Annotated in this window: 13 protein-coding genes and 1 riboswitch; all 13 genes read right to left on the bottom strand. The window is 47.0% G+C overall.

The genetic code is table 11. From position 1 onward, the window contains the following. Positions 1-79: 79 nt before the first annotated feature. The 13 genes from DXC57_RS14315 to DXC57_RS14250 all read right to left on the bottom strand — a co-directional run bounded on the left by DXC57_RS14315 (position 80) and on the right by DXC57_RS14250 (position 14,694). Positions 80-454: an MmcQ/YjbR family DNA-binding protein gene (locus DXC57_RS14315; RefSeq protein ID WP_118653238.1), complete on the bottom strand. Its 375-nt coding sequence runs from the start codon at positions 452-454 to the stop codon at positions 80-82. A gap of 124 nt (positions 455-578) precedes the next feature. Continuing rightward, positions 579-1,853, bottom strand: coding sequence for a PD-(D/E)XK nuclease family protein (locus tag DXC57_RS14310; RefSeq protein ID WP_118653236.1), 1,275 nt, complete (start codon positions 1,851-1,853; stop codon positions 579-581). Positions 1,854-2,250: 397 nt separating this feature from the next. Next, positions 2,251-3,531, bottom strand: coding sequence for an adenylosuccinate synthase (locus DXC57_RS14300; protein ID WP_107001526.1), 1,281 nt, complete (start codon positions 3,529-3,531; stop codon positions 2,251-2,253). A gap of 210 nt (positions 3,532-3,741) precedes the next feature. Then, the gene (locus tag DXC57_RS14295) at positions 3,742-4,659 is read right to left on the bottom strand and encodes a LysR family transcriptional regulator (protein WP_107001527.1); all 918 of its coding nucleotides are present in this window, start codon (positions 4,657-4,659) and stop codon (positions 3,742-3,744) included. Next, the gene (gene purB / locus DXC57_RS14290) at positions 4,652-6,082 is read right to left on the bottom strand and encodes an adenylosuccinate lyase (protein ID WP_107001528.1); all 1,431 of its coding nucleotides are present in this window, start codon (positions 6,080-6,082) and stop codon (positions 4,652-4,654) included. Before purB ends, DXC57_RS14295 begins: the two co-directional genes overlap by 8 nt. A 278-nt stretch (positions 6,083-6,360) precedes the next feature. Further along, positions 6,361-6,795, bottom strand: a complete 435-nt coding sequence (locus DXC57_RS14285; protein WP_118653234.1) for a hypothetical protein — start codon at positions 6,793-6,795, stop codon at positions 6,361-6,363. 120 nt (positions 6,796-6,915) lie between these two features. Continuing rightward, positions 6,916-7,299, bottom strand: a complete 384-nt coding sequence (locus DXC57_RS14280; protein ID WP_147354108.1) for a hypothetical protein — start codon at positions 7,297-7,299, stop codon at positions 6,916-6,918. Continuing rightward, the gene (locus DXC57_RS14275) at positions 7,272-9,734 is read right to left on the bottom strand and encodes a phospholipid carrier-dependent glycosyltransferase (protein ID WP_118653230.1); all 2,463 of its coding nucleotides are present in this window, start codon (positions 9,732-9,734) and stop codon (positions 7,272-7,274) included. The genes DXC57_RS14280 and DXC57_RS14275 overlap by 28 nt, the downstream gene beginning before the upstream one ends. Before the next feature lie 267 nt (positions 9,735-10,001). Next, positions 10,002-10,736, bottom strand: a complete 735-nt coding sequence (locus DXC57_RS14270; RefSeq protein WP_182457328.1) for a hypothetical protein — start codon at positions 10,734-10,736, stop codon at positions 10,002-10,004. A gap of 309 nt (positions 10,737-11,045) precedes the next feature. After that, a complete protein-coding gene (gene dapB, locus DXC57_RS14265; protein WP_118653226.1) occupies positions 11,046-11,801 on the bottom strand; it encodes a 4-hydroxy-tetrahydrodipicolinate reductase in 756 nt (251 codons plus the stop codon). 255 nt (positions 11,802-12,056) lie between these two features. Further along, positions 12,057-12,950 carry a 4-hydroxy-tetrahydrodipicolinate synthase gene (gene dapA, locus DXC57_RS14260; protein ID WP_118467484.1) on the bottom strand — a complete coding sequence of 298 codons (894 nt, stop codon included), beginning with the start codon at positions 12,948-12,950 and terminating at the stop codon, positions 12,057-12,059. A gap of 148 nt (positions 12,951-13,098) precedes the next feature. Further along, positions 13,099-13,271, bottom strand: a riboswitch (Lysine riboswitch). Between the two features lie 29 nt (positions 13,272-13,300). Continuing rightward, positions 13,301-13,819, bottom strand: coding sequence for a cob(I)yrinic acid a,c-diamide adenosyltransferase (locus tag DXC57_RS14255; protein WP_022359533.1), 519 nt, complete (start codon positions 13,817-13,819; stop codon positions 13,301-13,303). A 245-nt stretch (positions 13,820-14,064) separates the two neighbouring features. Continuing rightward, a complete protein-coding gene (locus DXC57_RS14250) occupies positions 14,065-14,694 on the bottom strand; it encodes a single-stranded DNA-binding protein (protein ID WP_022359532.1) in 630 nt (209 codons plus the stop codon). Positions 14,695-14,812: the final 118 nt, after the last annotated feature.

The following is a 14,812-nucleotide window of genomic DNA, read 5'->3' as shown; positions in this document are numbered from 1 at the left end:
TTCATCTCACCACCTAGAGAGGATGGGAGAATTCTTGCAAAGTGTTGTTAAAAATTCAAAGTTTGACATAAGCTCCCCCCTAGTTGGAAGTATTCTTCTTTTTCTTTGGCGCTGTCAGCTCATAGCTTAACGCAAGTAAATTTTTAATTGGCTCATCCAGCCCCGCATCCCCCAGCAGAACACTGATCCACTTCTCCTTGTTCATATGGTATGCCGGAAAATATCCTTTCTGCCCCCGCAAAGAACCTATCAGCATCGGATCGCTCTTTAAATTTATAACATCTATGGTATTATCATCCTCCAGTCCCAGCTTTCTTCCTGCAACACTCAGAATCACACCATACCATTTATCATTATCTGCCCGACGCAGCACTGCATTCAAATCCTTCCACGGATATTCCGGCTCCGTGCCATATTCTAGTTTTACCCATTGAAATAATTCTTCTCTTGTCATTTTGGTGAAACGCCTCGCTTTCGGTTTCAAGGTAGAATATATTTGTTATTTACAATGTTTGTATTTGTGTAAATGTGTTTTTATAGTGCAGTATGATGTTCTGTTTCAGCGACAATTTATCCTTTTACAAAAGCCACCCCAAAAGCTCTCTCTCGAACACCGCCAACGCCCGCTTCACATACTCCCTCCGCGCCGTTTCATCCACAAGTGAAACCGCACACGGATTCATCTGCTTAAAATCCGGCACTTCTGCCTCTTCGCAGTGGCGTTTTCCGTTCGGATAACACCAGGCTAACCACCAGTCCTCCGGCAAAATTATTTCCTTTTTGAGATATCTGGATGCCTCCTGCTTAAGCCCGTCGGTTATATCATCCACCTGATAGCCTTTCGAAAAGCCATCCTTGGAGCTGGCTTCTTTATCAAACAGGCAAAATCCCGCAAACAAATTACATTCTACTTCAATCCGAAACCAGAGTTCCAGACCCGCTTTTTGAAATTTTGCCTTTTTTACCACATAATTCAATCCAGGATAGGTGCTGTAACAATCATAAAATTTATCATGCTGCGGATCTTGATAGGAATAATATCCACTATCCTTTTCTAATTCCAAACCATATTTTTCTAAAATCGGCTGCATCTGCTGCTGAAATTCTTCAAACACCTGGCGAATCAGCCGCACCTTTGCCTTTTTCATCGATTTTTCAATCTCGATTCCGGCAAGAAATTTTTCCGGCGATTCGTACAATGCCTCAATCACTTTATCTGCCACTTTCTTCTCTCTTTCATCCGCTATGCTATGTACCGCATCCAAATATTGCTCCATCACTGCCCGAAATGACTCTTTTAAATTTTGCAATTCACCTTCCAGCCACCGATAGATATCTTCTGCCCATGAAATACACTGGATTTGCCCTAATGGTAATAAATTTCCTCCGCCTTTCTTCTTCCGGCTGTACTCAGATGGCGGAGTTCCAAAACGGGTTAGATATATCAATCGGGAATTTTGTGCCATCTCAAAGTAATCCGAACACTGTCCTTCCTGTTCCCCCGCATAGATTTTTACCTCGATCGGAATCTGATACTCCGCATTCCGTATGAAAATATCAATTCTTCTCTCTTTATCGATCGGGTACTCTTTGACTACCTCCGTATGCAATAGCAATGTATCGCTTACCGGATCCATTTTTAACACATCTCGGATAAACGATTTCAGAAACCGGATTCCGCAGCCATGCATTCCCTCCGGGTTCAGCAGATTGGTCAAAAAACGGCACATGATCACTTCACGGCTCTGTATCTCTAATACATCAAAAATGTTGTAGGCTGATAATTTCTTATGAAATGGTATGTTTTTACAGTTTGTATGAATTTGCGATAGTAAATCTCTATATGTTTCCATTTCTCATTCTCTGGCGATTCCCGTTTGTCTCACTTTTCATTTATAAAACGATTTCTTTTTATCTATCATACCATAAAAAACACGGTTCTCACAGATTCTATCCAAGGCATCCCTCCAACTTTCTTCACACCAAATCATACCTTATCCTGAATTATTCCCTCTTCAAAAAATCAATGACAATTACGAAAAAATCGTCCTTTCCTTGAATCCCGGAATGGACTCTTCCTATGATGGCATAAAATCTAAGAATTTAATTGACTGGCTGATTTCAGAATAAACTTGAAAAAGAATGTGCCTTTTTGTGTAATAGGGAATTTCAAGGAATTTCCTATTACACAAAAATAGCGGCGGTCTGCACTCATCATGCAGGACCGCCGCTGAAATTGATTCTATAAAGTTACTTTCTCATAATGATCTCATCACGTCCCGGACCATTGGATACCATGGTTACCGGTACGCCAAGCTCTGCCTCGATCGTCTCGATGTAGTTGCGGCACTCTGCCGGGAGATCTTCGTATTTCTTGATTCCGCGGATATCACATTTCCAGCCCGGAAGTGTCTTCAGAACCGGTTTTGCTTTCTCCAGCTTGTAGGTTACCGGGAAGTCTTTGACAACTTCGCCGTCGATCTCGTAGCCAACGCAGATCGGGATCTCGTCCAGATATCCCAAAACATCCAGAACGGTCAGAGCCACTTCGGTCGCACCCTGGATGCGGCAGCCGTAACGGCTTGCTACTGCGTCGAACCAGCCCACACGTCTCGGACGTCCGGTGGTTGCGCCGAACTCGCCCTTATCACCACCGCGGCGGCGGAGTTCGTCTGCCTCATCACCAAAGATCTCGCTGACAAATGCGCCTGCGCCGACTGCACTGGAGTATGCCTTTACAACGGTTGTGATCTCTTTGATCTCATACGGCGGGATACCTGCGCCGATAGCGCCGTAAGCTGCCAGAGTCGAAGAAGAAGTAACCATCGGGTAAATACCGTGATCCGGGTCTTTCAGGGAACCTAACTGACCCTCAAGAAGGATGTTTTTGCCCTCTTTGATCGCGTCATGAAGATATGCAGATACATCACATACATACGGCTCTACCATCTTCTTGTATTCCATCAGCTCTGCCAGAACCTCATCCGGGTTCAGCAGCGGTTTGTGGTACAGATGCTCTAACAGGACATTCTTTGTCTCGCAGACACGCTGTACTTTATCTTTCAGAGCTGCCTCGTCCTCGAACAGTTCGCTGACCTGAAAACCGATCTTCGCGTATTTGTCAGAGTAGAACGGCGCGATGCCGGACTTGGTAGAACCGAAGGACTTGCCGCCCAGACGCTCTTCCTCATACGTATCAAACAGAACATGGTACGGCATCAGGATCTGTGCGCGATCCGATACCAGAATATGCGGCATCGGAACCCCCTGAGATACCAGGCTTTCCAGCTCTTTTACCAGAAACGGGATGTTTAATGCCACACCATTGCCGATGATGCTGGTTGTGTGTCCGTAAAATACACCGGACGGCAGAAGGTGAAGTGCGAAACGGCCATAATTGTTGATAATCGTATGACCTGCGTTGCTTCCTCCCTGAAAACGGATAATGATGTCGGATTCCTTAGCAAGCATATCGGTAATCTTACCCTTGCCTTCGTCTCCCCAGTTAGCTCCTACTATTGCTCGTACCATGAATTTTCCTCCCTCAGAAGAATATAAATACTTTTCGGCATGATCGAAAAACGATCATGCCTTCTTACTGTATAATCATACACAACTTTTCTATATAAGTAAAATCAATATTATTTATAAGCTACATAATTAACACTTATACTATTGATGCTCACACATATGCCAGGCAATGTAATTTGAAAAACCGCTACTTTGCAGCTCCTATTTTTCTCATGTGGTTACCTTCGCCAGCTGCTTAAAAAGCTTCGCAGCCGCTGGGGACATCCAGGCTTTCTCAGCTGCCACCAGACAAAACTCACGGGATGGCATCTCTTCGTCAAATTCCAACGCAAAAACATCCCCATTTCCAAGAGCCTCCGATGCAAAATCCGACATAAGACAGCCGATTCCCAGATTCCGCTTAACAAACTGGACAATCATCTCACTGGTGGCCAGTTCAAACTCCGGCTCCAGCCGAACCCCGCGCTTTGCCAGAAACTCATCCATAAAGCGGCGCGTACTGGTATTGCGCTCCAGGAAGATGCAGGGGCAGTTCAACAGCTCTTTATATGAAAGTTTTCTGCCCTTTAACTGGGCTGCGTATTTGGGTCCGGCTATAAACACATTGCGGATCTCCTGAACCGGAAGACTCTTTACCGCCTGCTTGGTCTCAAAAGGTGTGCTGACAATACCGAAATCAATGTGTCCCTGATAGAGTGCTTCAAGGGTCTCGGGCGTCGGACCGTTTGAAACCGTCACCTTGATATTCGGATACTGCTCATGAAATTGTTCCAGATATGGAAGCAGATAAAACTGAAGTGTCATATCGCTCGCGCCAATACGGATCTCGCCCGTTTCCAGGTCCTTCATGCGCCGCAGCATCGTCTCCCCGTCCTGTATCGCATCAATTCCCCGTCTGACATACGACAGAAGCAATTCTCCCTCGCTCGTCAGCTTCACGCCGCGCGATGTCCGCAAAAAAAGGCGGCAGCCAAGCGCGGTCTCCAGTTGTCGGACCGCCTGGCTGACCGCCGGCTGGGAAATGCAGAGTGCCTCTGCGGCCGCCGTGATGCCGCCGCATTCGCACACGCTGCAAAATACCCGGTAATACTCCAGATTCACACTTCCATGTAAATCCTGTTTAGACATTAATCTCTGCTTTCACGCCCAGATCTTCTTTATTTGCATCCAGAATCGGCTGGATTACCTCTGCCAAGAACTCATCTACCTGCTCTTTTGCACGGCCGGTGTAGCGCTCCGGTTTCATCGCTGCTTTCAGGTCATCTAAGGACAGATTGAACGCCGGATCCGCTGCAATCAGCTCGAGAAGGTTGTTATCCAGACCTTTCTCTTTCACATTCTTTCCAGCTTCCATCGACAGAGTACGGATCTTCTCATGCAGTTCCTGACGGTCACCGCCTGCCTTTACTGCATCCATCATGATATTCTCGGTTGCCATGAACGGAAGCTCTGCCATCATGTGTTTCTCGATAACCTTCGGATATACAACCAGACCGTCAACGACATTCAGGTACAGATCCAGAATACCATCAATTGCAAGGAAGCCTTCCGGAACACTCAGACGCTTGTTCGCAGAATCATCCAATGTACGCTCAAACCACTGGGTAGATGCAACCAGCATCGGGTTCATCACGTCTGCCATCACGTAGTTAGCCAGGGAAGCCATACGCTCGCTTCTCATAGGATTTCTCTTATATGCCATAGCAGAGGAACCGATCTGATTCTTCTCGAAAGGCTCTTCTACTTCTTTCAGATGCTGAAGAAGACGGATATCGTTGGAGAATTTATGGGCACTCTGTGCAATACCTGCAAGAACATTTAATACACGTGTATCCTGCTTACGGGAATAGGTCTGTCCGGATACCGGATAGCAGCCATCAAAGCCCATCTTCTCTGCGATCATCTGATCTACCTTGCGGCACTTTGCATGATCCCCATCAAAGAGCTCCAGGAAGCTTGCCTGTGTACCGGTTGTTCCCTTGGAGCCAAGGAGACGTAAGGATCCAAGCACATAATCCAGATCATCCAGATCCTGCTTGAGCTCCATCATCCACAGAGTTGCACGCTTGCCGACGGTGGTCGGCTGTGCCGGCTGGAAATGGGTAAATGCCAGGGTCGGCTGTGCTTTATATTTATCAGCAAATTTAGCCAGCTCATCCAGAACACTGATCAGTTTCTTACGTACCAGCTTCAGGGCTTCTGTCATAATGATGATATCGGTGTTGTCTCCTACGTAGCAGGAAGTTGCACCCAGATGGATGATTCCTTTTGCTGTCGGGCACTGTACGCCGTACGCATACACATGAGACATAACATCGTGGCGCACCAGTTTCTCACGCTCTTTAGCAACATCAAAATTGATTTCATCCTTATGTGCTTTCAATTCATCGATCTGCTCCTGCGTAATCGGAAGGCCAAGCTCCTTCTCCGTCTCTGCCAGCGCAATCCAAAGTCTTCTCCAGGTGCGGAACTTCTTGTCCGGAGAGAAAATATACTGCATCTCCTTGCTTGCATAGCGCTCGGAAAGAGGGCTTACATATCTGTCGTACATGGCTAATTTACCTCGCTTTCTTTTTTCAGGGTATGGAAAATAGTCTCTTTCGCAGCCATTTGAAGGCGTCACCGACACATTTTCTCAATATCCTACCTGCAAATTATAATACAGGCACTTTTCAAAATCAATCACTTTTCGCTGTTCCGGCTGCAGCTCTTTCGTTCTTGGTTACTGTTCACGCATACATGCCCAGTGACGGAATTTGCCACAGTAACCGTTCCTGCTCTTCCATTCATCCTTCATGCCCGGTCAAACGTTTTTCCTGCCGCAAACAGTCACTCTCCTTCTGATTCCACCCGTTCGTGCAGGATTTCCAGCTCTCCGGTCTTCATATGCAGACGGATTTTCGTGGAAGTTCCCGTTTTTTCTGTCGCTCCGTATGTTTCCCCGGCATTTTCCCGTTCAACTGTTCTCTTCTCCTGCCAGTCTGCAGGCGCTTCCTCCGCCCCATTCTCTGCTCTTTCCCCCTCCGGCAGTTCATACTCGATCACATCCATCTCTCGGATCGACCAGATCCGTTCCCGCATCTTCCATATACTCGCCAGGTACATGGATACAGCCAGTGCAAGTCCATACAGAAAATACCTCTGCCTCCGCTTTCTCCGCCAGCGGACGCGTTTCAGATAGCGGCGAATCTTCCGTTTTTGATATTTAAACAGCTTTCTGCTTTGCGGCATTGATTTTTGTGCATTTCTATGTTTCTCTGACATCTGCATTCCTCCCGCAGGTGCCTCTCCATTTTTACTATAACAAATAGAAAAAAATCTGTAAAGATGATGCGGCTCACAGGCAGGGCTTTTCCGAACTGAAAGTTGTGGTTTTTAGGCAGTTTATTTTTTCTCATGATACGCTTTTTCTGTATTCACACTCCAGATATGCTCCTTATCCGCACTTCCCGCCAGAAGGAGATCCACTGCACAAAATGCTGTCATCATCGAATGATCCATGTTATTGTAGCGATGCTGTCCATTCCGTCCGATACAGAACAGATTTTCGATTTTATTCAACCATGCAGTCAATTCACCCATCTGGTCATAGGTGCCAAAATAAGGTGGGTATGCTTTCTTTACTTTCTCGATATGAAAATCAAGAATTTCCAGAAAACCAAATCTATAATTTATCACATAAGCCGTCAAAAGCACCCCCAGAAAGCCAGCGCTGATCGCCCAGTCTCTCTTTTTTTCTTTCATGACAACACCCAACCTTCCAGCCATTCCAGCCACTGCTCGGCAAATTCCTGTTTTACCGGATATCCAGACAGCACCGGATAGAAAAGAAGGAACGCGCCGATCACTGCTGCAAGATACAGCAACGCTGCTTTCCTGGTTCGTTTCGGATCTCTTTCCCAGAAAACACGCAGACAATTTCCCAGCATTAAAATCTGTATCATACTGCACGCAAAATACTGATAGATAAACACGGTTCTGTGGATAAATAACCACGGAAACAGCATAGAAGCATAGGAAATGCACAGATATCCCGCTATTTTATCCTGTCGAATCTGCCACAGGTATATAGTATAAAATAGCGCCGGAATTGCCGACCACCAGATTACCGGGTTTCCAAAAGTTGAAACCACACTGATTTTACCAGACTTAAGCGACGTGTATGCATCCAGAAGCGGTCGTTTAATCCAGGCCCACTCATACCATTCAGAGGCATATGGATGTTCAAACACCGTTTTCTCATGGTAATGAAGCATAAGCTGCTGATTTTCCCACATAGTCTGGAAAACATTTCCATTTCCCATACCATTTCCATAAGAAAGATAGGATGCAACGTAAATCACTGCCGGAATCAAAATGTATGCAGCGATACAGATGACAGACAGCCCCGCCAGGTAACTTATCGCCGCCTGTCCAGACATTCCCTTTCTGGTCCGTGCCGCAGCTGTCCCATATTCCTGGAACAAAAATGTAAAAAAGAGGACTGCAATCCCCGCGCAGGCATATACCCCTGTCCACTTCGATGCCATCGCCGCTCCAGCTGCCATGCCATTTAAAATCATCAGACACACCGTTTTCCAGCTGCATCCCATTTTCAGGTCATCCAGCACCAGATACATCAGATAAAAGGTAAGCAGGATAAAAAATCCCACTATCACATCAATGGTTCCGATTCTTGACAATGTAAAGTGCATGAAATCAAAGACTATCAACAGTGCTGCAAATGAGGCAATCCATGTACTCCGGCTGATTTTCCGCATAAACGCATAGCTGACCGGCACCATCAGGATGCCAAACAGAGCGCATACACACCGCCATCCAAACGGCGTCATTCCAAATACGCGGATTCCCAGACTCATCCACCATTTTCCAAGCGGTGGGTGCGTTGTCTCATAAATTGTACGCCCTTCTACTATCTCATTTGCCGTTCTGGCATGGTAAACCTCATCAAACATACTTTGGTATTCATAGGTTGTATCCGCCGGAAACAATTCCTGCTCATCAAATGCCTCTGGATAATCCTCTGCATTGGATGGAAGGATCGGATTTCCATCCGGATCCAGAAGAACGATTTCCAGAACCTCTGCACTCTCATCCATCGACACGATCCCTAGTTCGTAAGTGCGGTAATGAATTTCCACTGGATTCCAGCAGTATACAGATAACAATTCTGTCTCTTCCCCGATGGCATCCCAGCCATCTCCCTCGGCATTCGGAACCGAGCATACAAAATGTCTCTTCTCCTTTCCACCCAGATAAACCTGTGCTTCTGAGATAGTCACACTTCCATCAAACCGAAGCACCATCTCATTTCCGTGGCTATCATTTTTTTCAAATTCATACGCAGTCTGCGGCGCCTTCATGTTTCCAAGATTCACAAATGCCATCACAGCAAAGAGAACTGTCAATCCTGCTGCCATACACCAGTCACGGCCGGACCAGGGCGCGCCAGTCTTTTCCGACTCTGTGTTCTTTTCACAGGATTTTATTCCCAAGCTCTTCCCGGCATCTATTTTTTCACTCCCCGTCATTCGTTTTGATACGCAGCGTGCCGCTTTTGCTTCATCCAGCTCGACTTTCGATTCAGGAATTTGACATTTTTCATGTATTATTCCAACATAAGAAGCGATTCCATATACACAGGTTCCCACACCCAGTACCGCAAAAAACATCAGCATCAGCGGATAAAATTCATCTCCCGGACTGCACTGTCCGAAGCGCTCTCCGGTGATATCCCGCGCCCAGAGTATGCCAGTTCCCGCAACCGTGAGAAGAATTCCAATTTTTTTGAATCTTTCTATTCCAAGGCGCGCTCTGAAGCGCTCTATCCACGAACTGCCCATGAAAAGAATCAATACCGCCAGCCAGATAAAAAGCATCCGCTTTTTGCCCTGTGAAAGAACAGATAATACCGGGATCGGATTCCAGATATAAAGATACAGGCATTCCCACGCTGATTCCCGGCTTCCGTTTTTCCCGGACAAAATATATAAAAGTCCGGCTGTCACCAGATCCATTGCCATGACTTCCAGGAAGCCATGAACCTCCTGATTAGAAATGGCAAAGAATACAAAGCGCGTAATCAGATACCCGGCCGCTGCTTTCCAGCAAAGCTTTCCCGCCATCCCCCGCTTTTTCTTTTCCTCATACAGCCAGATGACAGTCAGGCACGCCGTAATGGCGATACAGTAAGCTGATTTCATTCTGGCACCTCCTTTAACGACTTTTTTAAGTGCTCCATTTCGGTGGCACTCCCCTCAGACACGCCGTTTCTTTCTCATCGCTATAATTTATATACTCCCGGGATCCTCCCTGCACATACGCAGGAAAGAGCTCGGGAGTATATGAATCTGTTTCCATCATCCTATATGCAGGAGAGCAAAAACAAGGTTAAATTATAGATGATTGTAATCGCCCCAAATCTGAACTTGGCCGATTATTTTCACTTCATACTCTTAGTTTCAGATTGATCACGGATCTGTTGGCTGCGTTGTTGGCTGCGACGGCTCCGTTGTTGGCTGCGACGGCTCCGTTGTTGACTGCGGCGGCTCCGTTGTTGTATCCCCTTCCGTCTCTCCCGGCTGGGTCGGTTTCACGCTCGGCGTCGGATTTTCGGTCGGTTCTTTCGTCGCCGGTGCATCACTCGGTACCACACTCGGCGTTTCACTTCCACCGCCGCCTCCAGAATGTCTGCGTTCTTTGGATGTTCTGGAATTCAGCTTCGGTGTATCGGCATTGGTCGTCTCTAAGATGGTCATCGTTCCGTCTTCTGCCACTTTTACCTCAAAGCTTCTCGCCGGTCTCGGCTTGCGGCCGCCGAACGATGTGCCATCGTTTTCAAACGTATAAGGAATTCCGTTGATACTGACAACGCCCGTTGCCATCTCTCCACTGTCTGGTGTGCCAAAATAATAGGTTTTTCCATTGATCCAGACGACACCGCTGACCATTTCCCCCGACGCCGTACAGAAATACTGTTTCTCCCCGTCTTTTACCCAGCCGATCTGCGGTGCTCCCTGTTCATTCAGGTAATACCATTTTCCATCGATCTGCTGCCAGCCTGTCTGCATCTGTCCATTTATGATGTAGGCTCTTGCACCTCCTGTACCTATCCATTCTGCAAAAGCCGGTCCGGCATACAAGCCCATGATCAAAACGGCACTGAGTGCACAGGCACCCGCCTTCATCCATTTGCGTTTTCTCATAGCATACCTCCTCGTATTGATCTTCATGTATTTTTATTCTGGAGTTTTTCTTCTTTTTCACGATTTCAAGCTTTTCTTGTTGTATTCATCTTATCATTTGTTTTATTTTTCTACAATTTGCGCTGCACAAGATGTCATTTTTTTACACAAGATGTAAAAAAATGATACCCTAACCTTGACAAATTGATTTTCGGAAGCTTTCATTCACAAACACAAGGGCAGGAAAAGTTCCAAAAATAAAAAACCCGGCTGTGAGTGGATAAACTTACTCACAGCCGGGATTCCATTTTCACATCTGTATAAAATCTCTTAACCGATCACATCCGCCATATCATACCGTCCCTCCGGCTTTCCTGCCAGGAATTTGGCTGCCTGTACCGCACCCTTTGCGAAAATCGCCTTGGAATAAGCTGTATGATTAAAGGTAATCACCTCATCCTGACCAGCGAAAATGACATCGTGTTCGCCTACGATTGTGCCGCCGCGGATCGCCTGAATACCAATCTCCTTCGCATCACGTTTCTCACGTGTAGCGGAACGATCGTATTTGTAATGGTATGTATTGCCCATCGCCTCGTTGATCGAATCTGCCAGCGCAATCGCCGTACCGCTCGGAGCATCCACCTTCTGATTGTGGTGTTTCTCCAGAATCTCAATATCAAATCCAGACGGAGCCAGAATCTGCGCTGCTTCTTTCAGAAGCTTTAAGAGCATATTGATACCAAGAGACATATTTGCAGAGCGAAGAACAGCTGTCTTCTCTGCCGTCTCTTCTACCTTTGCCAGCTGTACCTCGGAAAGTCCTGTCGTACACAAAACAACCGGCATTTTCTTCTCTGCACACCAGTCGAGAAGTTCATCGACAGCTGCTGCATTGGAAAAATCAATCACAACATCCGCTTCTACCTTGCATTCGTTCAGAGACGCAAAAACCGGATAATCATTTTTCTGCTCGGTTCTCATATCAATACCCGCAACGATAGAGATCTCCTCGTCCTTCGCTGCGATTCCGGAAATAACCTGTCCCATGGCGCCGTTGCAGCCATGCATAATTGCTCGTACCATCTGTTAAAACCTCATTTCCCTATCTCATTCAAAATTCAGAGGTGCAGCGCCCTGCCGCACGCCTCCGAATCTGATTTTTGCATTCTGTTTCACTGCCCGTTTTAACGGATCTTATGTTACTGTTCACGCATACGTGCCCAGTAACGGAATTTGCCGTGGCTTCGCATTTAAATACGGCAAATTCCTGCTGCCACCACGTTTTCTTACGGCACTTTCGGTTCCAAAAGTGCCTACCCGTGTACAGTAACGATCTTATCACTCTTTCAGGCTGATTCCGTAATTTACCAGTTCTCTTCTCAGACGATCGCGGTTTGCCGGTTCCATATCCACTAACGGTTTACGGAACGGACCCACTTCCTCGCCCATCATGTTCATCGCTTCCTTAACCGGAATCGGGTTTACCTCGCAGAACAGCGCCTCAATCAGCGGAATTGCATCTATCTGCATCTGTCTTGCCTTCGCTACATCGCCAGCCTTGAATGCCGCGCACATATCATGTACCTGACGCGGTGCCACGTTGGATAATACGGAGATAACGCCCTTTGCGCCCAGTGCCATCATCGGAACCGTCTGGTCGTCGTTGCCGGAGTAAATATCAACTGATCCGCCTGACAGGCTTGCAATCTGTGCGATCGCGGAGAAATTGCCGCTTGCTTCTTTGACACCGACGATGTTCTCATATTCCTTGCACAGTGCCACGATCGTCTCCGGGGTGATATTGACGCCGGTACGGCTCGGTACATTGTACAGAAGGATCGGAAGATCAACTGCCTTTGCGACCTCTGAGAAATGAACCTTTAAACCCTTCTGGGTTGATTTATTGTAATACGGGGATACGAGCAGAAGTCCGTCTGCTCCTGCCTTTTTCGCTTCGGTAGACAGATATACCGCTGTCTCTGTGCAGTTGGAACCGGTTCCTGCTACAACCGGGATTCTCTTATTTACGACCTGGCATACGAAACGGATCACCTCGATGTGCTCCTCATGGCTTAATGTAGCCGCCTCGCCGGTCGTACCGCAGGCGATAATACAGTCTGTACCGCCAGCGATCTGTTCTTCTACGATCTGCTCCAGTTTCTCATAATTTACGCTTCCATCCTCATGAAATGGCGTTACCAGCGCTACGCCTGCTCCTTCAAAAATAGACATTTTGTTTCCTCCTTATTCTTTTGCACGATGGCTGAGTTTCTATTCCAGAGTCCGTTTCTGTCCCCGCTTCAAACGAATGTTTGCAGCCTGTCGGTCCTGAGCGTACAAAAAGCTGGCACAATGGCCAGCTCTATGAATTCAAATCCAAACTCCCAGTAGCTCCCCATCTGTCGATGACAGTTACAGAATTCTTCATCCTGCACCCAGGAACTGCAGATACAGGCGCCGCAGCCCTTCGGCGTATCATCCTTTCAGCTGTCTTCTCCTGCACCTGCCGCATCCAACCGCTTACTGATAATCAACGCAACCTCTACTTGTTTTTTCTATCTTAGCATTACTTTGAATACTTGTCAACCGTTCATGCACGCATGATCGTTTGACGGCTTCAGGCATTCCAGGCGCGTCACCTCGTCTGCATGCTCCTCTGCCCCAGCCGGGCATACTTTTCCGGTCAGAATCAGATCGACATTCTCCTCGCGCGCTGCCAGCAGTGTTTCCAGAGCATCGTCTCCGACCAGTTTCTGATCTAACACCCCAAGAAATTCATCCAGAATCAGCATATCGCATTCGCCGGTACAGAGTACTTTTTTTGCAAAATTATACCCGTTCTGAATATTGCAGAGCTCTTCCTTTTTGCCTTCTTCAGAGAGATTTTCATAATACTCATTCTGTTTTTCAAATCGGAATACTTTAAATGCCGGCTCCAGCTGTTTTAACCCATCTGCTGTCTCATGGCTCAGCACTCCCTTTAAGAATTGTATCATAATTACCTTCCGGCCGTGCATGGCTGCACTGACACCACGTCCCAGTGCCATCGCTGTTTTTCCCATCCCGGTGCCGAAGATGATATGAACTTTCCCCTTTTTCATTTCCCTCTCCTCTTTCTGTGCCTCCCGCTGCGCTGGCGCACAGACTGTCTTTCCTGATGTCTTTTTACACACAGGCCTGTGTGTTTTATTTCTATCCATCCAATGATCGTTTTACGAATTCTGTAAACTGCCTTATTCTAGCATATTTTATCTGTTTTGGCAAGCTATGGCAAAACCAGCCATTTATCATGTCCTATAGATTGCATAACCGGCTTCAAAATTTGCTGTAACATCCTAAACCTATCCTATTCTTCCACGCACTCCAGCTTGCTGACCGACACCTCGTATGCCACACGTTTCTCGCACTCTGTCTCGCTCAGTTTCTTCGTATATTCACGGCTCTGCACGCGCCCCCACACGCACACGTGGCTTCCCACGCCAAATCCGGACGCATAGCGGGCATTTCTGCCCCACGCAATACACGGTATGTAATCGGATTTTCCATACGGACGGTTGACCGCCAGCAGCATATCGGCAATCTCGCGTCCCAGCGGTGTTTTCCGGTAGATTGGCTCCTTGCAGATATAGCCTTCCAGAAAAATCTGGTTGGTTTTGGTGTAATCCGTAAATTCTTCCAGGAAATGAATCTCACGGACAAACACAGACAGCACCAGACGGTTTTTCGCGCCCTCATGACGGTTGTAGGAACGGAACTGGCCGATCGCCTCCATCGTCATTCCGCGGTAGTCTTTCGATACATCCAGAAGTCGTTCTGAAATCATGAGTGGAATCACGTCCACCTGATCGCTCAGACGGCTGACTGCCAGGTCTGCGATATAAAATCCTTCCCCGAATACTTCGTGGCTGAATGTAAATTCCGATACGACCTCACCAATCACGCTAACCTTGTTGTTTTCAATCATTTTTTCCGACATAGTATCTCTCTCCTCTTCTTTTTTGCAGTTTTTCATGGCAGGTTCTTGGAGTCCTGCTTCTTACTGTATATATGTATGAGGGGAATGACCGTTTTAGAAGAAGAAGTGAGGGGGAAAT

Origin of the sequence: Clostridium sp. TF06-15AC (assembly GCF_003481165.1) — a bacterium.
Taxonomy (GTDB): Bacteria; Bacillota; Clostridia; order Lachnospirales; family Lachnospiraceae; genus Otoolea; species Otoolea fessa.
Note: the sequence above shows the minus strand (reverse complement) of the source record. Positions and strands in the feature narration are given on the sequence as shown.

What these genes read in the sequence shown, in the direction of transcription:
- DXC57_RS14270 (WP_182457328.1), bottom strand. Translation starts at nt 10,736, where the DNA reads ATGAGAAAACGCAAATGGATGAAGGCGGGTGCCTGTGCACTCAGTGCC.
- DXC57_RS14275 (WP_118653230.1), bottom strand. Translation starts at nt 9,734, where the DNA reads ATGAAATCAGCTTACTGTATCGCCATTACGGCGTGCCTGACTGTCATC.
- DXC57_RS14285 (WP_118653234.1), bottom strand. Translation starts at nt 6,795, where the DNA reads ATGTCAGAGAAACATAGAAATGCACAAAAATCAATGCCGCAAAGCAGA.
- dapB (WP_118653226.1), bottom strand. Translation starts at nt 11,801, where the DNA reads ATGGTACGAGCAATTATGCATGGCTGCAACGGCGCCATGGGACAGGTT.
- dapA (WP_118467484.1), bottom strand. Translation starts at nt 12,950, where the DNA reads ATGTCTATTTTTGAAGGAGCAGGCGTAGCGCTGGTAACGCCATTTCAT.
- DXC57_RS14315 (WP_118653238.1), bottom strand. Translation starts at nt 454, where the DNA reads ATGACAAGAGAAGAATTATTTCAATGGGTAAAACTAGAATATGGCACG.
- DXC57_RS14280 (WP_147354108.1), bottom strand. Translation starts at nt 7,299, where the DNA reads ATGGCTGGAAGGTTGGGTGTTGTCATGAAAGAAAAAAAGAGAGACTGG.
- DXC57_RS14295 (WP_107001527.1), bottom strand. Translation starts at nt 4,659, where the DNA reads ATGTCTAAACAGGATTTACATGGAAGTGTGAATCTGGAGTATTACCGG.
- DXC57_RS14310 (WP_118653236.1), bottom strand. Translation starts at nt 1,853, where the DNA reads ATGGAAACATATAGAGATTTACTATCGCAAATTCATACAAACTGTAAA.
- DXC57_RS14250 (WP_022359532.1), bottom strand. Translation starts at nt 14,694, where the DNA reads ATGTCGGAAAAAATGATTGAAAACAACAAGGTTAGCGTGATTGGTGAG.
- DXC57_RS14300 (WP_107001526.1), bottom strand. Translation starts at nt 3,531, where the DNA reads ATGGTACGAGCAATAGTAGGAGCTAACTGGGGAGACGAAGGCAAGGGT.
- purB (WP_107001528.1), bottom strand. Translation starts at nt 6,082, where the DNA reads ATGTACGACAGATATGTAAGCCCTCTTTCCGAGCGCTATGCAAGCAAG.
- DXC57_RS14255 (WP_022359533.1), bottom strand. Translation starts at nt 13,819, where the DNA reads ATGAAAAAGGGGAAAGTTCATATCATCTTCGGCACCGGGATGGGAAAA.